The 21,080-nt window shown below is 60.7% G+C and carries 20 protein-coding genes and 1 CRISPR repeat array; of the genes, 7 read left to right on the top strand and 13 right to left on the bottom strand.

From position 1 onward, the window contains the following. The first annotated feature begins 483 nt into the window (after positions 1-483). Positions 484-1,215 (top strand): alpha/beta fold hydrolase, encoded by a 732-nt coding sequence (locus tag CEW83_RS06465; RefSeq protein WP_108951240.1) that lies wholly within the window; start codon positions 484-486, stop codon positions 1,213-1,215. A gap of 303 nt (positions 1,216-1,518) precedes the next feature. On the opposite strand, the gene CEW83_RS21325 is transcribed toward CEW83_RS06465, so the two are convergent. The 13 genes from CEW83_RS21325 to CEW83_RS06410 all read right to left on the bottom strand — a co-directional run bounded on the left by CEW83_RS21325 (position 1,519) and on the right by CEW83_RS06410 (position 15,200). Further along, entirely contained in the window at positions 1,519-1,791 is a 273-nt protein-coding gene (locus tag CEW83_RS21325) for a hypothetical protein (protein WP_234419011.1), read from the bottom strand. A gap of 26 nt (positions 1,792-1,817) precedes the next feature. Continuing rightward, positions 1,818-2,048 carry a hypothetical protein gene (locus CEW83_RS21320; RefSeq protein WP_234419010.1) on the bottom strand — a complete coding sequence of 77 codons (231 nt, stop codon included), beginning with the start codon at positions 2,046-2,048 and terminating at the stop codon, positions 1,818-1,820. A 151-nt stretch (positions 2,049-2,199) separates the two neighbouring features. After that, entirely contained in the window at positions 2,200-2,427 is a 228-nt protein-coding gene (locus CEW83_RS20985) for a hypothetical protein (RefSeq protein ID WP_159099397.1), read from the bottom strand. 12 nt (positions 2,428-2,439) lie between these two features. After that, positions 2,440-3,636: an IS256 family transposase gene (locus tag CEW83_RS06455; RefSeq protein ID WP_108948613.1), complete on the bottom strand. Its 1,197-nt coding sequence runs from the start codon at positions 3,634-3,636 to the stop codon at positions 2,440-2,442. A 135-nt stretch (positions 3,637-3,771) separates the two neighbouring features. Next, a CRISPR array of direct repeats spans positions 3,772-5,386; the repeat unit is 29 nt; unit sequence GGGCCTATCCCCGCGGTCGCGGGGGAAAC. Positions 5,387-5,461: 75 nt separating this feature from the next. Beyond that, positions 5,462-5,692 (bottom strand): type I-E CRISPR-associated endoribonuclease Cas2e, encoded by a 231-nt coding sequence (cas2e, locus tag CEW83_RS06450; protein WP_234419063.1) that lies wholly within the window; start codon positions 5,690-5,692, stop codon positions 5,462-5,464. 37 nt (positions 5,693-5,729) lie between these two features. After that, entirely contained in the window at positions 5,730-6,623 is an 894-nt protein-coding gene (gene cas1e / locus CEW83_RS06445; protein ID WP_108948611.1) for a type I-E CRISPR-associated endonuclease Cas1e, read from the bottom strand. Beyond that, on the bottom strand, positions 6,617-7,354 hold the full coding sequence (gene cas6e / locus CEW83_RS06440) for a type I-E CRISPR-associated protein Cas6/Cse3/CasE (protein WP_108948610.1): 738 nt from the start codon (positions 7,352-7,354) through the stop codon (positions 6,617-6,619). The genes cas1e and cas6e overlap by 7 nt, the downstream gene beginning before the upstream one ends. After that, positions 7,351-8,064, bottom strand: a complete 714-nt coding sequence (gene cas5e / locus CEW83_RS06435; RefSeq protein ID WP_108948609.1) for a type I-E CRISPR-associated protein Cas5/CasD — start codon at positions 8,062-8,064, stop codon at positions 7,351-7,353. The genes cas6e and cas5e overlap by 4 nt, the downstream gene beginning before the upstream one ends. Before the next feature lies 1 nt (position 8,065). After that, on the bottom strand, positions 8,066-9,265 hold the full coding sequence (gene cas7e, locus CEW83_RS06430) for a type I-E CRISPR-associated protein Cas7/Cse4/CasC (RefSeq protein WP_108948608.1): 1,200 nt from the start codon (positions 9,263-9,265) through the stop codon (positions 8,066-8,068). Between the two features lie 20 nt (positions 9,266-9,285). Further along, the gene (gene casB / locus CEW83_RS06425; RefSeq protein WP_108948607.1) at positions 9,286-9,864 is read right to left on the bottom strand and encodes a type I-E CRISPR-associated protein Cse2/CasB; all 579 of its coding nucleotides are present in this window, start codon (positions 9,862-9,864) and stop codon (positions 9,286-9,288) included. Beyond that, positions 9,851-11,461, bottom strand: a complete 1,611-nt coding sequence (gene casA / locus CEW83_RS06420) for a type I-E CRISPR-associated protein Cse1/CasA (RefSeq protein WP_108948606.1) — start codon at positions 11,459-11,461, stop codon at positions 9,851-9,853. The genes casB and casA overlap by 14 nt, the downstream gene beginning before the upstream one ends. A gap of 23 nt (positions 11,462-11,484) precedes the next feature. After that, positions 11,485-14,094 (bottom strand): CRISPR-associated helicase/endonuclease Cas3, encoded by a 2,610-nt coding sequence (locus CEW83_RS06415; protein ID WP_108948605.1) that lies wholly within the window; start codon positions 14,092-14,094, stop codon positions 11,485-11,487. Between the two features lie 104 nt (positions 14,095-14,198). Continuing rightward, entirely contained in the window at positions 14,199-15,200 is a 1,002-nt protein-coding gene (locus tag CEW83_RS06410) for a helix-turn-helix transcriptional regulator (RefSeq protein ID WP_108948604.1), read from the bottom strand. A 198-nt stretch (positions 15,201-15,398) separates the two neighbouring features. On the opposite strand from CEW83_RS06410, the gene CEW83_RS06405 reads away from it, so the two are divergent. The 6 genes from CEW83_RS06405 to CEW83_RS06380 all read left to right on the top strand — a co-directional run bounded on the left by CEW83_RS06405 (position 15,399) and on the right by CEW83_RS06380 (position 21,077). Then, positions 15,399-16,361: an MBL fold metallo-hydrolase gene (locus tag CEW83_RS06405; RefSeq protein ID WP_108948603.1), complete on the top strand. Its 963-nt coding sequence runs from the start codon at positions 15,399-15,401 to the stop codon at positions 16,359-16,361. A 124-nt stretch (positions 16,362-16,485) separates the two neighbouring features. Next, positions 16,486-18,153, top strand: a complete 1,668-nt coding sequence (locus CEW83_RS06400; RefSeq protein ID WP_108948602.1) for an FAD-dependent oxidoreductase — start codon at positions 16,486-16,488, stop codon at positions 18,151-18,153. 11 nt (positions 18,154-18,164) lie between these two features. After that, positions 18,165-18,389 carry a DUF2783 domain-containing protein gene (locus CEW83_RS06395; RefSeq protein ID WP_108948601.1) on the top strand — a complete coding sequence of 75 codons (225 nt, stop codon included), beginning with the start codon at positions 18,165-18,167 and terminating at the stop codon, positions 18,387-18,389. Positions 18,390-18,416: 27 nt separating this feature from the next. Then, complete coding sequence (locus tag CEW83_RS06390) at positions 18,417-18,959, top strand: VOC family protein (RefSeq protein WP_108948600.1); 543 nt, start codon at positions 18,417-18,419, stop codon at positions 18,957-18,959. Beyond that, the gene (locus tag CEW83_RS06385; RefSeq protein WP_108948599.1) at positions 18,956-19,969 is read left to right on the top strand and encodes a fumarylacetoacetate hydrolase family protein; all 1,014 of its coding nucleotides are present in this window, start codon (positions 18,956-18,958) and stop codon (positions 19,967-19,969) included. The genes CEW83_RS06390 and CEW83_RS06385 overlap by 4 nt, the downstream gene beginning before the upstream one ends. A 76-nt stretch (positions 19,970-20,045) precedes the next feature. Continuing rightward, positions 20,046-21,077 (top strand): TRAP transporter substrate-binding protein, encoded by a 1,032-nt coding sequence (locus CEW83_RS06380; protein ID WP_108951239.1) that lies wholly within the window; start codon positions 20,046-20,048, stop codon positions 21,075-21,077. Positions 21,078-21,080 lie beyond the last annotated feature (3 nt).

Genomic DNA, 21,080 nt, shown 5'->3' with positions numbered 1-21,080 from the left:
CGAAAGCACATGGGTGGCAATACGATCGATCAGCTCCAGTGGCGTGAGCGTGATCTCGTCCCGCCTTGGAGCATCGGTACACCAATTCAGCGCCTTCTTTGCGCAGCCGTTCCATAGAAAACGGCGGCCTCGTCGATACCGGTGACCGGACGGAAGATCCCGTCGCCTGCCATTTTCTCAAACACTCCATGGACTACTCGCACCCATCGGAGAAATCTCGAACGCATGAGCTGAGGCAAGCTGCTACAGGCAACTCGCCAATCAGACCGTAATTGTGGTCTGACTTATCCCAACTGGCCTTCACAGAACTGAACTGACCCCTGGAAGTTCGACAGCGGATATATCCAGGGGGACTTTTTCACCGGCAGCAGGTCTATGTGCTACAACGCACCGACCCGATAGGTGGGTAGGGGCAGTCTGGATCCATCGTTTGCACTGCAGGTCGTACAAACGCGTTGCTAACCGCTTGAGGAGATGGACGTCATGAAAGATACACATCTGGTTCTTCTGCCAGGACTACTCTGCGATGCGAGCCTGTTCGTGCATCAGGCTGACGCATTGGCGGACATCGGTGGCGTTACCGTGGTCGACCTGACCGGCTCAGACTCGATTGCCGCGCTGGCGACGGATGCGCTGGCTCAGGCGCCCGACGGGCCGTTTGTGCTGGCCGGGATGTCGATGGGCGGCTATGTCGCGTTCGAGATCATGCGTCAGGCCCCGCGACGGGTTCGGGGCTTGATGCTCATGAGTACCAGTGCGCAGCCCGATACGCGCGAAGCCATCACGAACCGGGAGGCGCTCATCGCGCAGGCCGATTCCGACTTTCCCAGCGTCATCGAAGCGCTGCTGGCGCGCATGGCGCACCCCGATCACGCGAATACGCCGGAGGTGGGCGGTGTGTTCCATTCGATGGCGACCGGCCTCGGCGGCGAGGTGTTCGCACGCCAGCAACGTGCCATCATGAGCCGCATTGACAGCCGGCCGACGCTGGCGGGGATCAAGTGTCCGACGCTGGTCGTGTGCGGGCGGCAGGATGCGCTGATCCCGCTGGAGGTTCAGCAGGAACTGGCCGCCGCGATCCCCGACGCTCGGCTGGAAATCCTCGAGAAATGCGGCCACCTCGCGCCACTCGAGCAAGCGGATAAGGTCACCCAGATCCTGCGCGACTGGCTTTGCGCCCTGGCGGGTAGCAAGCCGGCGATTGCGAAGCCGTGAGGACTACTCCAAGTCAAGCACTCATCTCGGGTAAAGTCGCCGTAGATACTGTTCCGGGTCAAGTGCTCATTGTTGGCACAACCGCAGTAGGGGGCGGGTTTCAACCCGCCGCAGGGGGGGGCGATTCGGGCATCAGCGTCAGGCTCGGGCACCTGCAGCAGGCTGGAGTTGGCCCTACGAGCGCCCGCCGGCATCCTCCGTTTGTTCGCCTCGCGTGCAATTTCCCCACTGCTTTGGCCCCCGCTCGTTAAATGAGCCCAATCAATCTGTGGATCACGCCCCATCTGTTGGCCGACCGAACGCTCAAGTTTGCGCCGCATTGATATCCTTGCAATCGCCGACCGAAGCCTGAACGATTGCCCGTGCCGTCGTCGTTTCCTGCTCCGTCCGCGTCTCGGCCACCAGCACGACCTGGCCATTCGCGATGGCGTCGCTGACCAGATCGGAAAGCCAGCCTTTCTGGTTGCCGTCGCCAGCTGTGGAGCCGGCTGCGGCCCCGATCAAACCGCCGATGGTCGCACCCCAGCCGAGCAGCATCAGGGGCGCGACCAACGGGCTGGCGATGAACAGCGTCACGCTCGTCGCCGCCAGCGCCACGCTCCCTAGCGCGCCGATGCCAGTGCCCACCGCAGTTCCAATGGCGCTTCCACCAATACGTCCTTCAGTACGCCGTCGCTCTTCGCTTCCTCCGCGGGAGATGACGAGGTGGAGTCGGCAGTAAAGATATGCATTCGTTCGCGCGGCAGCCCTTGATCGAGCAGCGTTGCAAGCGTGCTTTCGGCATCGTTGCGGTGGAGATAGAAGCCTGATAAGTGGTGGAGGTATTCGCTCATGTCGTTTCTCATGAAGATGACGGGTGTGAGATGGACGAATCTTCAGTATTTGCGATGAGTCCGGGTGCATCTGTACGGCATCGCAAGCAGTGAATCTCGTTGGTCTGTGTGCGTTAGCGAATGGAATGGCGCCGGCCTCCGGCGCACCGTGCTACGAGTGGTTCAGTTTTCCAGGAATAGATGGTCCGAAGCCCACGGAGGAGGTCACCTGCTCCGCCATCTCCGGCCGATAGCTGCTTTTTCTGAGCTGCCTGTCCGGCAGTGACGTGCCTTCAGAGTTGTGTGCGTCAAGTTGTGCAAATTCGGTGATCAGGTATTCGGCTGATTCCGGTGCGTGCTGGTCGGCACGGAGGGCGAAGCCCGGAGTGCCGACCAGCACGCGGCCCCTTTCTTAGGCGGCCAGTCTCATCAACTCCTTCTTCTGCTCGGCCAGCAGGGCCATGTTCATGTAGCGGCTGTCCTCGAGCCACGCCTCGTGGGTCTCTACACACAGGGCGCGAATGAGCCGCAAGCAGGACTCGGCGTTGGGGAAGATGCGCACGACGCGCGTTCGTCGCTTGATCTCCTCGTTAAGTCGCTCGAGCATGTTGGTACTCTTCAGATGTTTGTGATGGGCCCGCGGCAGGCGGTAGAAACTGAGCGTCTCGCCGATGTTCGCCTCGACCCAGTCGACGAGCTTCGGATATTTGCCCTGCCACTTGGCGATCCAGGCCGCCAAATCCCGGTTGGCCTCCTGCAGGTCGCGGCGGTCGTAGATCCAGCGCAGTTCCTGAAGGCAGTCGTCGTCGGCCTTGCGGGGCAGGTAGTCGAGGGCGTTTCGGAGAAAGTGCACGTAGCAACGCTGCCAGGCCGCCTCCGTGAGCACTTCGCTGATCGCTTTCTTCAATCCCGCGTGGTCGTCGGAGACAACGAACTCCACGCCTGAGAGTCCGCGCTCCTTGAGCCGCAACAGAAACTCCCTCCAACTGCTCTGGCTCTCGCGATTGGCCGTCTCCACTGCCAGCACCTGGCGTTGTCCGTCACCGTTGATGCCGATGGCAATCTGCACTGCCATCGAGTTGATCACACCGTTCTCGCGCACTTTCTCGTAGCGTGCGTCCAGGATCAGGTAGGGATACGGTTCGTCCAGGTGCCGGTTGGAAAAGCGCGCGAGCGCCTCGTCGAGCCCCTTGTTAATCGCCGAGATCGCCGAGGCCGAGAAGCTGTGGCCGCATAGCTCTTCGGTGATCGCCTTCACCTTGCGCGTCGACACCCCTTGCACGTACATCTCGGCGAGCGCCGCCACGAGTGCCTTCTCGCTGCGGGCGTAGCGCTCGAACAAGGCGGTCGAGAACTCGCCGCTGCGGTCGCGCGGCACGCGCAGCTCAAGCTTGCCGATGCGTGTCACCAGCCCACTGTGGTAGTAATCCGCACGGTAGCCACTGCGTCCCTCCGTGCGCTCGTGCGGGGCCGCACCCAGAAACTCGCTCATCTCGCCGTCGAGCACTTCCTGCACCGCTTCCTTCAACAGCGCCTTCATCAGGTCGCGGTCGCCCGACACCAGCTCTTTCGCTGATAGATTCAGCGTATTACCCTTGCTTGTGGTCATGGTTTGCCCTCCTCACAGGGTTCAAGGTCGATCTGCACAATCAACCTCTTACCATGACCACCATTCCATTCAAGCCCATTCAGGCTTTTGCACACTTTTCAGCACACTACCGCTCAGCGACATGCTGCGCGGCCGGTGCCTATCCCCGCGGTCGCGGGGGAAACGTCACGCCAGGCGGCGGGTACGGATCGCCCGGGGGCCTATCCCCGCGGTCGCGGGGGAAACACCGCGAGTATGCCGAGGCTCGCCGTGCGTCCGGGCCTATCCCCGCGGTCGCGGGGGAAACTCAAAACCTACACCTACAGCGCAACGTTTGCAGGGCCTATCCCCGCGGTCGCGGGGGAAACTCGCGGACGAGATTACGGACTATCTGCGAAGGGGGCCTATCCCCGCGGTCGCGGGGGAAACCAGCAAAGCGGCTCAGAAGGAATTATCCAAAAGGGCCTATCCCCGCGGTCGCGGGGGAAACCGCGCAGAGGTCCAGAATCCGGGCGTATTGATGGGCCTATCCCCGCGGTCGCGGGGGAAACTTTGATGTGATCCAGAGCGGCTACACCATCAAGGGCCTATCCCCGCGGTCGCGGGGGAAACCAGATCGATGGTGGGCGACGAGTGACCAAGCGGGGCCTATCCCCGCGGTCGCGGGGGAAACTCGCCCTTGCCGGTGGTCAGGAACTCGCCGAACGGCCTATCCCCGCGGTCGCGGGGGAAACGGCAACCTGGCTGGCTACATCGACGAGCAGCAGGGCCTATCCCCGCGGTCGCGGGGGAAACCTGTTCGAAACGACGGCAGACGATCTGATCACGGGCCTATCCCCGCGGTCGCGGGGGAAACCAATCAAGGATCTGGTCAGCGAGATGCGCCAATGGCCTATCCCCGCGGTCGCGGGGGAAACATCGAGATCTTCAACCAGCTTACGCCCGGATAGGGCCTATCCCCGCGGTCGCGGGGGAAACCTCATCCACATCCTGAACGCATAGACAAGGCAGGGCCTATCCCCGCGGTCGCGGGGGAAACTTGCGCGCGTGCCAATCCTTGCTTTGATCGGCGGGCCTATCCCCGCGGTCGCGGGGGAAACACGGCGTAAGACTTTCCGCTATTGCTAAACGTGGGCCTATCCCCGCGGTCGCGGGGGAAACTTCTGGCGTCTTGATCTCGCCCGAGTGCTCCTGGGCCTATCCCCGCGGTCGCGGGGGAAACCGGACGTTCCGCATTGCGCGATACGTCCAAGTGGGCCTATCCCCGCGGTCGCGGGGGAAACATTGCCAGAGCGAACCGATATAGCGCCGCCTCGGGCCTATCCCCGCGGTCGCGGGGGAAACATAGTGCGTCTGTTTGGCCGTCCTTATATCCGGGGCCTATCCCCGCGGTCGCGGGGGAAACGGACTATTTGGTCGGCTGCTGACTCGTTTCTGAGGCCTATCCCCGCGGTCGCGGGGGAAACTCTCGCGCTCGCCGGTGAGTTGCTTGTGCACGGGGCCTATCCCCGCGGTCGCGGGGGAAACGCCGAGGCAGCCGCCGAGATCCAGGAGCAATCCGGCCTATCCCCGCGGTCGCGGGGGAAACGCGCATATGGCATGGTCGCTCGCTCGGGCTGCGGGCCTATCCCCGCGGTCGCGGGGGAAACACTATAAATACATGGAAGAAAGCCCATGTAGAGGGCCTATCCCCGCGGTCGCGGGGGAAACGAACGTGCAATCGCTGCGGCCCGTGCGCAATTGGGCCTATCCCCGCGGTCGCGGGGGAAACTCTTACGAATATAGTCATGATTCATAAGAGGAAAACGGGGAATTCATTCGGATTTTTAACGAACAAATTGAATGGTTACAAGCGCTTTTTCACCAACCAGGTGCCATCGACTTCAATGAGTTCGCGTGGGGGCTCCCCCAGTGAGTTGATACCCACCCCACCGGTTTCATTCAGATCTCGCCATACCATCGTGATGCTTCCGCGAGGTTCCTCTGCATGCCACTCGGACAGAACCCTCCAAACTCTGCTACGTATTCCCGGGTTCATCCGTGGTGACACATAAACCGTAGGTGCAACTTCCAGCATTACCGATGCAAGAAACCCTCTATACCGATCTGCCACATCACGGGTCACGATCGTTACCAACGCCATCGGCTTCCTCCGTACGCAGAACGAGTTTTATCTTATCGATCATGGCAGCAATTACGGACTGCTTCCGAAACACCATTGATGCCTCTCGTCTGACCAATCGGTCGATACTGTCGGTGTTTCCAGAAAGAGCCTTCTGAGCGGCAGAAAATGCAATCTGAAGGGTGATGGTGTCGCGAAACAAGTCAGCAATATCCAGAACGAACGCTTGCCCCGAGTCTTCATGTATGAATCCGAGTTGTGGAATTGCCGCCAGCGCCTGAACCGCAATTGCAGCAGCACCCTGAACGGCCGTCGCCGCATGGTTAATGGCTTGGTTCGGAATGTCCGCTGTGGTTGGATTCGAACGATCGTAATGCCGGCCTTCCCAAACAATGCCGTACTTCTCTGCCATCAATCGGTAGATTGCCTTGACGCGGGAGCCCTCAATGCCGCGAAGGGTATCGAGGTCGCGGTGTGGCAGTACTTCCCCCAACCGCAGGGCATACATATGGCGGGCTACGCTGATCCGGCGTCGGGGCGCTCCCCATAACTCGGCCTGGCGCCGTGCGACATCTGATCGGTCAGGAAGTAGCGGAGGGGCAGTATAAGTGCGCACGCCATCCTGTCCCACTGCAGCCATGAGCGTGCCATGGCGTGCCAGGAGGCGAAGCGCGTCGTGCGTAACACTGCTCCCCGGTCCGAGCAGGATCATCGATACCGCCTGATGCGGTACCTGAAGAACATGCGGCGTTAGGGAGTTCTTTCCTGCGGCAAAGTGCAAGCAGCCATCAATCACGCAAAGTTCGCCCCGTTCCAGCCAGATCAACCCATGGCGATCAGCATGCGGGATACGCGCTGTCTCCAGTCCGAGTCGTCCCTTTAACATCGCGATGTGGGTCGAAGGAGTAGCATCCCGAAACCGAAAGCACGATGGCGACCAACGCCGCGAGCAAGCAGGCGGGAAAACGCTTCGGAATGGCCTACCAGTAACTGTCCCTTGAGCACGACGTCGGGGCCGCTTACTGATTGCGCATTGCGTCGCCCCTTTCCTGCGCCACCAGTCTTGCGAATCACTCGCGTGAGCCGGAATGCATCCATGCGAACATCTTCAATTTGAGCTGCATCATCGATCTCAAATTGCTTTGCTAACCATTCTCTGTAAATCGTTGCGCGTTCTGTGAACGTGAAATGTTCGGGCTTTGGCGCGTCGTCGGATCGATCACCGAGTGAATGCAGGTACGCATCACGCTCTCGTCCGTCTTTCGTGCGGACGACAGGTCGGACACGAACGTCGAAGCCTAGGCGTTGTCCTGTCTTCCATACATCGGGGAAGGGGCGAGAGTCCATCGCATCCAGGCCGAGTGCACGCGCGACATCGGGCGTGGCTAATTGTGCGTTCAGGCGGAGGAATTCGGGATCTACCGACGTATACGCCAGCAGGCCTTCGTTACCTCCGAGGTAGCGAAGCGGTTTGGGTGCAAGGTCTCCGAATGTGGCGGCTAACAACGCATGGAGGGCGTAGCCGAGGTCTCCGTCGGGAGAAGTCAATCCGTGTCGACTAGACCACGTCGCCAAAGCGGTCGGGTCCGGCTGGAATCGCATCAAGTGTAGCGTCATGAATGCTCCCCTGAGTTTGGCACGCTACCTTCGCGAACAGGTCGCCATCCGCCGTGCACACCGCTAGTCCAGTTGCGTTCGTCGCACAACTCGATCAGACGATCACCATTTAGTGAGCCTTCACCCTCGGGCCATTGCAGGCGCGAGCGAGTGGTGGATTCCGGCTGACCTGCCGTTTGCAGCGCACCCAATACGTTTTCGGCAATTACCCAGCCGGCAAAAATCCGCTTGCTCGGAAGGCAAGACTTTCGACCAATGAACAGGGGACGGGCAGGGCGATCAAGCGCATGGGCGAGATCGTCCAGGTCTGGTGACTCGTCAGACGGTTCCAGACGAAGCGCGACGAGGACGCTTAGGCTGGCGTGATAGTCACGGTAGCGCAGATGAGGGCTCTTATAGGATTCGGCGCCACCTCGGCGTTCTTCGGGCACTCCCCAAGTTGTCCAGCCTTTGTCGTCCTTGCTTAGTTGCGCGGTCTGAAAGTCGGTCAAGCGTTGCACTGCGCGGTCCAGGCGTGCGCCAACCACCAATCGCGTTTGCAGGCGATCGTGCAGATCACTGTCTTCGCGTCGATAGCCCAACGCATTTGCAAGTAATCCGGTCACCATGGATAAAGCAGGGAAGTCGCGAATCACACCATAGTTATCGATGGTCTCGCCGCCAAACGCCATCAACGGCGCTTCGAGGCGCATCAGTAGATGACGGCGCACTTCAGCACTCCCCCGCCTGGATGACGTCCTTTGCCCACTCGGCCAGTTTGTTAAGGTCGGTGCGCTCGGCGCCTTTTACCTCGGTTGAGTCGAGCGAAAGGAAACGGCGGGCGAGGGGCGCGCCGTAGGCATCGTCCATTGCGGAAATTTCGTCCGACAGACGGGCGACGGTCCGTCGGCGGATCGTGCCGTTGTCGTTCTTGTCTGTGAGCGGGAGCGCGTCGTGGAAGGCCCCTGCGAGACTCCGGGGCTGCCAGTCACCGGCTTCGACGAGCACAAGTTTCGCCCAGTCGAAAGGCGCGGTAGAACCGCGTTTTGCGCCAGGGCTGACCGTGGCGATCAGGTGAATAAGGTGCTCAACCACGCGCCCCGCGAGTTCGCGGTGCTCGGCTGGTGTTTGTGGTGAGAAGCAATCCTTGGCTGAAATGCCTTCCAGGTTTTCGACTAGCTGGGGCACATCAACGACGACATAGCCGTAGTAGAGACCGGATGCGAGCTCGGTGTCGAAAATGCCGGCGGAACCGAGTTCGCCAGCTTCCTGAAGCAGATCGTCGACAACGGTGAAGTAATCGTTTTCGACTTGCGCCGGATGGACCGTGAATGCGTGTGCGACGTAAATGGATGCGTCGCGACTGGCAATGACGTCCGAGGTCACCATGCGTCCGAACAGGGCAGACTCAAGGCCGCTGCCGTGTTTGAGTGCTTCGATATTCTTCTTTTCGTCCTTGAGCATCCCGGCGATCTCTGCCTTCAGCGTCTTTTCGTCAGGCGCGGTCTGCGCGAGTTCCGTGCAGCGTCTGACTAGGTAGTCGATCTCAGCTCTTCCCATGAGGGCCGCCTGCCCCGTCTTCAAGGCATCCTCCCCCTTCTTGTCCTTTCCGCTCTTGTCCAGCAGGCCGGCATTACGCATCGATTCGACTGCCGCTAGCGCTAGTGAAGCCGAGATCCCGTTCTCCTGCATTCGTTTGGAGATGAGACCCGGAATTGCCCGAGAACGGATCGCCATTGGTACGTCAAGATTTGAAAGCGAGAACCGGTCTTCCGTGACGCGCCAGTGTCTCTTGAGACATTGCGAGGAAATGCGGGTGCGCACGGCGTTACCCAGTGGAAGACGCTTGGCGAGCCCGGCATCGTCACGGTTCAGTAGTGCCGCGGGATAGTTGTGCAGGGTGTGGATCTGAATAAAGCGGGGAAATTGCATGGTGGTTCTCCAAGTTCTGATCAGTGTTTGGGTTTCTTCGCTTCGGCCGCGAAGTAGCGGCCTGCGATGCACAAGCGGATCGCTTCGGCCTCTTCCTCGTTGCGGCCTTCGGTGAGAATCAAACCGCCCAGTTCATGCCAATTGGGCGATTTCTCCTTGTTGGCGAGCAGTCGCAGGAGGCGTGGAAGGAGTTGCCTGAAGGCGTCGTCACGCGCGGTCAGCAATTTCGTGAAACGGGATTCCGATACGTCGGATTCGCTGAGTTGCAGACCCAGACTTCGGTTGCCGTCATGCCCGGCAAGTGCCATCCCGTGCGCGATCAGAGCCCAACGTCGCCAGGTGTCCGGGTGCCAATTTTCCGGGGCTAGCTCCGCATAAACGAGCGCGCGTGACAAGGCTGCGATCTGATGGGGGCGCAGTTCGCTGTCGGGGTCCAGTCTTGCCAAGGCGGCGCGTTCCCCGTTGTCCAATCCGTGGGTGTCATTCTCGAACCGAGCCGATCGGCCAATGAGCCTTGCCAGCCGGGAGATGGGGCTTTCCTGTCGTGGTGGGCGATCGGATGGAGGCTTTTCTCGTGAATCCACTTTATCCAAGGTCATGACTCAGTTCCTTGTTGAGGGCTTGTTGGCGGAAATGCTCGGCGAGCACCGGAAGTGTCTTGCTGTTTCTCAGACCGCCGTGAAAGCGGGACAGAGCTGCGGATCTGGCGCGGTAGCGCTGCTCACAGTTTTGCGGGCCGGCGGAAAAAGCGCCCGTTAGGACGGCTTCAGCGCGCTCTGCCGTGGATAGAAGCCAATGAAGATGCACTTCATTGGGTTGGTCTGACTCGATCTCTTCGTTTAGATCGTCAAAAAAGCGAGCATCCTCTGCTTGTTCGAAAGCTTGTGTAAAGGCGAGAGCTTTGTTGTTTGTACCTTCAGGTGTTGATCCGGGTTTTCCCAGCCCCTTTCCACCACTGAACAAAACTACCAGTGCGTCCTTAAGAGCATTGCGAACCGCCGAAATACCGCTGACCCGGTCTTTTGCTACGTCGGCCAAACGATTCGGTCGCCCGGATGCCTGCATCTGGAGTAGCAATCTTCGGGTTGTGTTCGAAATGGGAATACGCCGTTCGTGGTAGCCATCTGTCGTGCTTTGCCCGCCCGCGATTGCGCGGGCGATAAGTTGATATTCCCCTCGATCAGCGCTTTGGACTTGCTGCGCCGGTGGTTTCTGGTACTCAGTACCGAAGGCCAGATCGACCATGCGTCGATAGTTGAACCCGCTACCTGTTATTCCTACTGATTTTGCTTCCGCGATGTGTATCGGAGTCCACAGGTCACCAGTAATGCCTTTGCGAGCCTTGGATTCATCCTTTGAAATTCGTGGCCCCTTAGATGTGGTTCGCATAGCACAGAGTTGATCATCTCTAAAGATCAAACGTACCCGACGGCAGATCTCTATAAACAGCGGATCAAGACTGGAAAAGGCCAAGCTGACTTTTCCGTCCCACGGATGAACCCAGATGAGAGCAAGGCCGTCAGTGTCTCTATAACCAAGGCTTACGATCTTCTGGCGCTCGGCAAGCGCGATCTGAACATCCCGCCTCCAACGAGAGCCCCAATTTCCGGAAGTTGCTTCCATCCCAAGTCCTGGGCGACTCGATGATCCTCCATTCATTCTTACTACACCGGAGTTGCCGGCGCCGGGGTAGGGCGCTTGGGTTTGAAGGCTTACTAGCGCATAGATCCAGTCATCCGTGTGAGCCTTGTGAATACGCGCTTGCTTGAGGTCGTGATTCTTGGATGTCACAAGAACGTCAAGACTGTCGGGTGTCGGTCGGTCATCTGACCACCCGTCAAGGCGTCCACCTGGAACCGGTGCCTGCATAAATGCCGGCCGATCATGCGGCGCGACCATGTACCACGCTGCACCGTCCGGGTGTTCTGGCGTGAGCGAAAGCAACGCCGTCCTCCAGCCCTCATCGGTCTCGAGTGGCTCTTCCGTTCTGGCGTGATGCAGCGCAATGGCCGCAAGTTGAACCAGAAACGCATGCCATGGATGACGTTGATGTGGTCGCAGGGCGGGAAAGTCCCTCACCTCGTCGCGAACCAGCGCTGCGAATAGGCCGGGCAGGCTGAATGCACGACACTGGCCTCCAGCGACCAGTCGGGTGCGTATCAGTGGCTCATCAAGCAGATTGAACAGCAGTGTCACGGTCGATCTCCTGCAGAAGATATTCAGTCCGCGCTGAGGCGTTCAAGCCCCAGGCGGCTGTAGCAGAACTGGGTCAAACCCAGTCGAAAGGTGATGCAGTTTTCAGCAATGTTGATGTCCGTCGGTTCGGCATCGGGTGAAAGGTCCTTGGGAAGCAGGTGGTGGCGTATCGGTAGTTCGCCGAAGGGCAACCCGAAGGGACTTTGGTCGAGATTGAAGCGAACAACGCGGTCTTGAGCGCCGAGTCGCGTGGCGAGTCGCACATCGGTAGGAAAGGCCGTTTCGCCAAAGGTCTGATCGACATTCAATGCATGCAGATGTCCGACTGCTCGCTCGGCGCTGGTGTCACCCTCGATCTGCTGGCCGACTTTCTGCCATGACCCGCCGTGCTGTGCCTCAATTGCACGCAGACGATCGGGGTGCATTGCCGCTTCGACAAGGTAACGATTGTCATCGGGGATGGATACTTGGGGGCGATCGGAGATCAGGGCGCGGGTTGCTTCAAGAATGCGCAGGTCGTCATAGATGCCGCCTCCGTTGTGAAAGCGGCCCAATCCATGCTGAGAGCGGGTCAGCATGGGCGTGAGGTCGTGTGCCGCCGGGGTCAGGACGCAGGCTTGGGCTGCGCGGTAAGGTTCGGGGCGCTCATCGGATGGGCGTGTGTGGCGATGCAGGCGCCCGGTGCGCTGGAGAAGCACATCCATCGGACAAAGATCGGTGATCAACAAGTCGGCGTCGATGTCGAGACTCTGTTCCAGCGTTTGCGTGCCGACAACGATGAGGGGACCGGCAGGTCGAGTCTTGCCTAACTGAGCTTCGATGGCGGCATCGAGCGCGGGGCGGTCCTGGCGGCTGAACCGGCTGTGATGGAGAGTCGGTATGCCGTTGAGACTGAAGATCCAGCCTCGATCGGGAACGCCGCGCTCCAGTGCCGCTAAAGTGGCGACCGCCGCAGGGACTGTGTTGCGGATGATCAACACCTTTGCGCCTTGGCTGGCCGCACTGATCGCAGCTTGTGCAATTAGCTCAGGCGAGTCGATGATGTCATGAAGTGTCCAAGCGACAGCTTTTGAATGACCGGTCTGTGTTGTTTTGCCAATTGCCCGGTGATCGGAAATGGCAGGATAGGGCGCCGCACATGCTGCTTCAAAGGATTCTTCGCCAGACGGTTTCTGACCGGCTTTGCGCGTCAAGCCCAGATAGCGATTGCGGGCACTCGAGCCCAGTGTGGCGGACAGAAGCAACGCGTGACCGCCATTGCCCAAGTGTGTCTTGAGAAGGCGCTCCAGTAAAACGGTCATATACGCATCCGAAGCGTGGACTTCGTCTACGACGAGCAGGCTGCGCGCGAGAGTGGCGTAGCGCAGATGGGCGTGGCGTACCTGTAAAGCGCCCATAAGCGCCTGATCGATGGTGCCGACTGCTACGGGAGCCGAAAGAAATCGCTTGGCGGATTCGGCTGCCCAGCGACTGGGGGCCTTCTGATCGTCGGGATCGTCGGCCCATTGAACTTTGAAGTCTGGCAGCGGTATTGCAGTCTGGCCGTCGGCGGCGATGTAGCCGGGCAGGGCTCGAACGGCCAAGGGGGTGTCCTCCGGCCATACGTTCTGGAGCGTGTCGGTGACGCGTTTGTAGATTTGGCTGGCTGCGACACGTGTGGGGAGGGCGAAGTAGAGGCCGTCGACTAATCCAGTGCGAAACAGATGGATGTAGCGCCAAAGGGCTGCTTCGGTCTTGCCGCTTCCGGTTTCGGATTCGAGTATGACGAGCGAGCCGAGCGCTGGATCGCTCATTGCCGCCTGAATGGGACGGGGGCTTGGCACATGAAAGATGTCGGTGAAACTGATTGGATTCGATGTCAGCGTGTTGCGCCAGTTTTCGGTATCGAGCCCCACCGTGGTAATTGCTCCTGCGGCTCTGTCGAATGCTGTACGTGCCCGCACCTCGCCTGTCTGACTGAATGGGAAGAACCGTTTGTCCGATCCAAGCCAGTCAGCCAACTGCACGAGGCCCGCAAAGAAATGGCCGAAGCAGGGAATGTCCGGTAGAGCCTGTCCGCCCGGCACAAATGCGTCGGGGAACAGTTGTGGGGCACTTGTCGCAATCTCAGTGAGAACTGTTGCAGGAGAGTACTTGCCTGGAACTGATCGCCATATGGCAGTTCCACGGGTGGGCGACTCCTGGATTGGGCGTCCATGGTGGCTGATGCTTGCGATCAGCAGTGAATCCGAGGCATCACCCCAAGTGCAGATCTGTTCAAGTAGCGGCGCGATTGCTTCCTTCGCTGATGGTTCGTCAAACAGAGCGAAAACCTCACTCCCATGACCAGCATGGATGTGGACAGGCCATTCCGCCGGGATGTCATTTTTGTTCCGCCAGCGCTTGGCCTGGAATCCACTGTTTGCCTTGCCGATGTCGTGAAGAAAGACAAGTGCAGCCAGACGGCTAATGTCCTGGCTTGTTAACTCGCGGCCAGCGGCGGCTTTCATGGCACGCGCTATGCCGCGGCAACGGCATAGCGCGGTGAAGCACGCGGCCACGTCGATCATGTGGTCGAGTAAGGGGTGAATGCTGGCAATTTCACCGTCCTCGTCCCGCTCGAGCTTTCCGAATGCCAAAGGTATTTTTTTCATGTCCGAGTTAGTGACTCATTCCTGGGGTCAAAGGACGGGTGCGGGAGGTCTGCTTGTAGATCGAAGTAGTGTCGAATTGAAGTTGATTATTCGTGGCGAAAGGCTCATTGAATGAGCTTGTCTGACAGAGTTGGTGAAAAATTCTCGGTCATTTTCATTACCTCATCGGTGATCGCACGACGCAGCCCCTCCGGCCCCAGCACCTCGCAGTGCCGCCCGTGCTTGAGCACATCCATCATCAGCTCCCGGTGATCGGCGTACGGCACTTCCAGTACGTAGCGTCCGTCCGCTTCAAATGTGCCGCGCTGGTCTGGGTGCCAGTGTTCGCTCGCGACCCACCTTGAGCGTTCCGCGCTGAAGCGCAGTCGCGCCCATTGCAGCTGGTCGCCGGCGAAGATGCCGTAGCCGGGGCCGAGCACGGTGTCGAGGGTCTTGCTGGGGATGTCGTCTGCCGCACGGTCGAGCAGGATGACGCTGCGAATGCTGTCCACAGCGAAATTGCGCAGGGCGCCGCGCAGGTGACACCAGGCGTCGAGGTACCAGTTCTCGCGGTAATGGACGAGGCGCTGCGGGGAGATCTCGCGTTCGTTCTCTTCGTCCTTGCCGCGGGCGTAGTAGCGGATGCGCAACCGCTTGCGGCGGAGCAGGGCAGCGCCGATGTTCTCGAAGTGGGCGAGCTTCATGCTGCGCTTGCCGATGCCGACGATGAGCACGCGGCGGCGGATTTCGTCGGCGGGGTTGTCTGCGGCGCCGAGCAGTTTGTTGAGGCGTTCGATGAGCGGGGCAACGTGGGGGGCGAGCAGGCCGCCGGGGTCGAGGTTGGCGAGCAGGTGCTGCATGGTGAGCAGCGCGTGGATCTCCTTGTCGCTGAACCACATGCCGGGGAGCTCGAACTGAGCGCCGGTGGTCTGGGTGGGGTCGATCCGGTAGGCGTCGTGCTCGTGGTCGAACACGATGGGGGTGTTCATGTTATTGCGCAGGAAGGCGAGGTCGCGCTTGAGGGTGGCGAGCGACACCTCCAGCGTTTCGAGCAGCATGGCCCGGGATACCAGGCGCCGTTCCGAGAACAGGCGTCGAATGCTCACGATACGGTCGGTCTGGCTCACGGTGGTTCTCTCGATGGGATCACGGAATCATAACCAAGATGGGTTGCACTACCAATTTGGAATGATCGGCCGCGTGCGCGCAGTGGGCGTCGGACGCTGTTGGGTGTGTGTCGTGAAATTTGCTATTGGCGAACGTATTGACCATTAACAAATCATCAACTACGATGCACCCATCCACCCAATCAGGAGACGACAACAATGAACACCAAGGTTTTTGCTTCACAGGCCGACCTCGAAGTGAAGCAGGTCAGTTTCGACAAGCTGTCCGAGAATGCCTACGCCTATACGGCCGAGGGTGATCCGAACACCGGCATCATCATCGGTGACGATTCGGTGATGATCATCGACGCGACCGCGACTCCGGTGATGGCTCAGGAGGTGATCGCCAAGGTGCGCGAACTCACCGACAAGCCGATCAAGTACGTGGTGCTCACCCACTACCACGCGGTACGTGTGCTTGGGGCCTCGGGCTACAAGAACGAAGGGCTGGAGCAGATCATTGCCAGCCAGGACACCTACGACCTGATCGTAGAGCGTGGCCAGCAGGACATGGATTCGGAGATCGGGCGTTTTCCGCGCCTGTTCAACGCGGTCGAGAGCGTGCCCGGCCTGACCTGGCCGACGATGACCTTCCAGGGCGAAATGACGCTTTGGATGGGCAAGCTCGAGGTGAAGATCAAGCAGGTTGGTCGAGGTCACACCAAGGGCGACACCATTGTCTATCTGCCGTCGCAGAACATCTGCTTCTCCGGTGACCTGGTCGAGGCCGATGCCGCCTGTTACACCGGCGACGCCTACCTGGCTGACTGGCCGCAGACGCTGGACAACCTCGCTGCGATGAACTTCGACAAGCTGGTGCCGGGCCGTGGCCCCGCGCTGCTCAGTCCGCAGCGTGTGCAGGAAGGCCTGGCCTACACCCGCGATTTCGTCTCGACGCTGTATCGCAGCGCGCAGGAAGCGGTGGCGAAGGGGCTGGACCTGAAGGGCACGATGGCGCACGCACGGGCCAACATGGATCCGAAGTTCGGTCAGGTCTTCATCTACGAACATTGCCTGCCCTTCGATGTGACCCGCGCGCATGACGAAGCCAGCGGCATTCGCGATCCACGTATCTGGACCGCCGAGCGCGACCAGCAGATGTGGCACGCGCTGCAGGAGTGATGTTTTTTCCGGGCGTGAGCTGCGCCCGCAAGCTCGTACTACAACAGAGTATTGACCGCATCCGGCGACACGCCCCGCAGATGGGCGGCGCCGCGTCTCATTGACAGACCTGGAGGAGACAGCCGTGCCAAGCACGTTCTCATACCCGAAATTCGACTATCGACGTCCGCCCGAAATCAGCGAGGGGCGCGACGGGCACTATCCGGTTGTTGTGGTCGGCGCCGGTCCGGTTGGACTGACGACCGCCATCGACCTCGCGCAGCAGGGCTGCGACGTGCTGTTGCTGGATAACGACGACACCGTGTCTTTCGGCTCGCGCGGGGTGTGCTACGCCAAGCGCGCGCTCGAAGTGCTCGACCGCCTCGGTTGCGGCGAAGAGATGGTGCAGAAGGGGGTGTCGTGGAACGTGGGGCGCACCTTCTTCCGCGAAGAGGAAGTGTTCAGCTTCAACCTTTGCCCGCAGCCGGACCACCACCGTCCGGGCATGATCAACCTGCAGCAGTATTACCTCGAGGATTACCTGGTCAAGCGCGCGCAGCAGTTGCCCAATCTCGAGATGCGCTTCAAGAACACCGTGATTGCGCTGACGCAGGACGAGGGCAAGGCCTCGCTGCGGGTGGAAACGCCCGATGGCGCCTACACCCTGAGTACCGACTGGCTGGTGGTGGCTGATGGCGCACGCAGCCCGATCCGCACGATGATGGGGCTGGACATTGACGGCAAGATCTTCATGGACCGCTTCCTGATCGCGGACGTGGTGATGAAGGCCGAGTATCCCGCCGAGCGCTGGTTCTGGTTCGATCCGCCGTTTCACCCCAACCAGTCGGTGCTGCTGCACCGCCAGGCAGACAACGTGTGGCGCATCGACTTCCAGCTCGGCTGGCAGGCCGACCCGGAAGAAGAGAAGAAGCCCGAGAACGTCATCCCGCGCATCAAGGCAATGCTTGGCGACGAGCGCGAGTTCGAACTGGAATGGGTCAGCGTGTATACCTTCCAGTGCCGGCGCATGAACAGCTTCAACCACGGGCGCGTGCTCTTCGTCGGCGATGCGGCGCACCAGGTGTCGCCCTTCGGCGCGCGTGGCGCCAACTCCGGCATTCAGGATGCGGACAACCTGGCGTGGAAGCTCAAGCTGGTGATGGATGGCAAGGCGCCGCCCGAACTGCTCGACACCTACAGCGACGAGCGCGTGTTTGCCGCCGACGAGAACCTGATGAATTCGACACGCTCGACCGACTTCATCACCCCCAAGAGCGCCGTCAGCAAGACCTTCCGCAACGCGGTGCTGGGCCTGGCCGAGCACTATCCGTTTGCGCGTGCGCTGGTCAATTCGGGCCGTCTGTCGGTGCCGAGTTTCTATTCGGAATCGCGGCTGAATACCCCGGACAGTGACGAGTTTGCCGGTGACATGGTGCCGGGCGCGCCGATGGACGACGCACCGATCGAGACCGCAGGCGGCGAGCGCTGGTTGCTCGGGGTGCTCGGTAACGGCTTCAAGCTGCTGCATTACGTGCCGGATGCGTCCGCGCTGGATGCTGCAACGGCGCAGGCGCTTGCTGCACTGGCCGATGCGCCGATTGCGGTCGAGGCCCTTGTGGTGGCCGAACGCGGTACGGCACCGGCAGGGCTGAAAACCCTGATCGACACCAAGGGGCGTATCCGCGAACGTTACGACCTCAGCCCCGGTGCGAGCATTCTGGCCCGTCCCGATCAACACGTGGCCGCGCGCTGGCGCGCCCTCGATGTGGCGAAAGTGCGCGCAGCCGTCGCCAAAGCAAGCTGCAACGCCTGAAGGAGCAGACCATGGCCCTGAATACACAAAGCAATCTGCACGAACCCGGCAAACGCTACTTCCGTGCCTTTTCACCTGGCGACGACTTCTACGAAGCGCTGATCGAAACCCACCGCGACCTCACCGACGAACAGAGCGCCGCAGTCAATGCCCGCCTGATCCTGTTGCTGTCGAATCACATCGGCGACATATCGGTGCTGCGCGAGGCGATGAAGATCGCCCGCGAAGGCGTCTGAGCCACACGCAAGCAGGAGACATTCATCATGATCAAGAAGATTCACCACGTCGCTTACCGCTGCAAGGACGCACTCGAAACCGCACGCTGGTACGAGAAGCACCTCGACATGAAGCTGGTGCTGTCGATTGCTGAGGACGCCGTGCCCTCCACCGGCGAGGCCGACCCCTACATGCACATCTTCATGGATGCGGGCATGGACAACGTGCTGGCCTTTTTCGAGCTGCCCACCCGGGCGCCGATGGGACGCGACGAGAACACCCCCGCATGGACCCAGCATCTGGCGATGGAAGTCGAGTCGATGGAGGTGCTGATGGCGGCCAAGGCGCGGCTCGAAGCGGCGGGGATCGAGGTCATCGGCCCCACCGATCATGCCCTGTTCCAGTCGATCTATTTCTTCGATCCGAACGGTCATCGGCTCGAGCTGGCGTGCAACACCGGCAGCCCGAAGATGCTCGAAGCGCTCGACAAGGTAAAGTGGGACATGCTCGAAGAATGGGCAAAGACCAAGAAGGCGCCCAAGCACGCCGCATGGATGCATGACGGCCGTCACAAGGAGATGTTCAATTGAAACTCGCTACCCTCAAGCATGGCGGCCGTGACGGCACGCTCGTCGTTGTCAGCCGCGACCTGAGCATCTGCCAGACCGTGGGCGGTATCGCCAGAACCCTGCAGGCGGCGCTCGATGACTGGGATAACGTGGTGGCCGAGCTTGAGCTCGTCTACGACATGCTCAACGCCGGCCATGCGCGTCACGCGATCCCCTTCGACCCGGTGCACTGCCATTCGCCGCTGCCGCGCGCCTATCAGTGGGCTGACGGATCGGCTTACATCAATCACGTCGAACTGGTGCGCAAGGCGCGCAACTCCGAGGTGCCGGCGTCCTTCTACACCGACCCGCTGATGTATCAGGGCGGCTCGGACAGTTTCATCGGCCCGCGCGACAAGGTGGTGGCAGATGAAAGCTGGGGCATCGACTTCGAGGCTGAAGTGACCGTGGTGACCGGCGACGTGCCGATGGGCGCGAGCCCTGAGGTGGCGGAAAAGGCCATCCGGCTGGTGATGCTGGTCAATGACGTATCGTTGCGCAACCTGATTCCGAACGAGCTGGCGAAGGGCTTCGGCTTCTTCCAGAGCAAGCCGGCCAGCGCCTTCAGCCCGGTGGCGGTCACGCCGGACGAGCTCGGTGTGGCGTGGCGCGATGCCAAGGTGCATCTGCCGCTGGTGGTCGACCTCAACGAGAAACGCTTCGGTCATCCGAACGCGGGCGTCGACATGACATTCAGCCTCGCGCAGCTGGTGGCGCATGCCGCCAAGACACGTCAGCTGGAGGCCGGCACCATCGTCGGCTCGGGCACGGTGTCCAACAAGCAGGGCAACCTCTGGGGCTCGTCGGTCGAGAATGGCGGCGTGGGATATTGCTGCCTGGCAGAGGTGCGGACTTACGAAACCATCGAGCAGGGCAAGGCGGTGACGCCCTTCATGCGCGCCGGTGACAGGGTTCGCATCGAGATGTTCGATGGCGACGGGCGCAGCATCTTCGGTGCCATCGAGAACACCGTCGCGACGCCGGCCGGTTGAGCGCTCGTCAGCAGCATCCGCCCGCCGACGGGGCCGGCGTACGACCCAGGCTTATAAAAACAGGATGGAGACACGCATGAAGACCCGACATTTCGTGAATGCAGCGCTTGGCGCTGCACTTGCGCTGGGCGCCACGCTGGCCGGTGCGCAGGAGATCACGCTCAAGGTGGCGCACTTCTGGCCGTCGGCGGCCCTGTCGCAGCAGAAGGTGTTGCTGCCCTGGTGCGAGAAGATCGCCAAGGAGTCTGCGAACCGGCTCAAATGTCAGATCTATCCCTCGATGCAGCTTGGCGGCACGCCGCCGCAGCTGATCCAGCAGGCGACCGATGGCGTGGCCGACATCGTGTGGACGCTGCCCGGATATACCGCGGGGCGGTTCCCGTCGGTCGAGGCGTTCGAGCTCCCCTTCATGTCGCGTTCGGCCGAGTCGACCAGCCGTGCGCTGTGGGAATACGTCGAGACCTACGGCAAGAAGGATTTTGCGCGCGTCAAGCCGCTGGCCTTTCACGTGCATGACAACGGCTACGTGCATGGCAACAGGCAGATCAGCACGATGGCCGACTTCAACGGTCTGAAGATGCGCGCGCCCACCCGGCTTACCAACAAGATGCTGGCCGCTTTCGGTGCCGCACCCGTCGCGATGCCGCTGCCCGCGGTTACCGAGTCGATGTCCAAGGGCGTGATCGACGGCTACGTCCTGCCGTGGGAGGTGATTCCCACGATGAAACTGCAGGAACTCACGAAGTATCACACCGAAACCGATCCTGCCGAACCGGCCCTGTACACGGCGGTGTTTGTCATCGCCATGAACAAGGCAAAGTACGACAGCCTGCCGGCGGACCTGAAGAAGGTGATCGACAATAACGCCGGTGCCGATTTCTCGGCCCAGATCGGTCGCGTGTGGGATGAGTCCGCGCCGGCTGCGCGTCAACAGGCGGTTGATCACGGTAACGTGTTCAATACCATTCCGGCGTCGGAGCTGGCGTCGTGGCGCAAGGAAGGCGACAAGCTGGCGGCAGAGTGGGTCGAGGAGATGAACGGCAAGGGTTACCCCGGGCAGGCCATGCTCGACAGCGCGAAGAGGCTGATCGAGAAGCACAAGCGCTGATCC

Source organism: Parazoarcus communis (assembly GCF_003111645.1).
Lineage (GTDB): Bacteria > Pseudomonadota > Gammaproteobacteria > Burkholderiales > Rhodocyclaceae > Parazoarcus > Parazoarcus communis_A.
The sequence above is the reverse complement of the archived record's forward strand: the minus strand, read 5'-3'. Positions and strand labels throughout refer to the sequence as shown.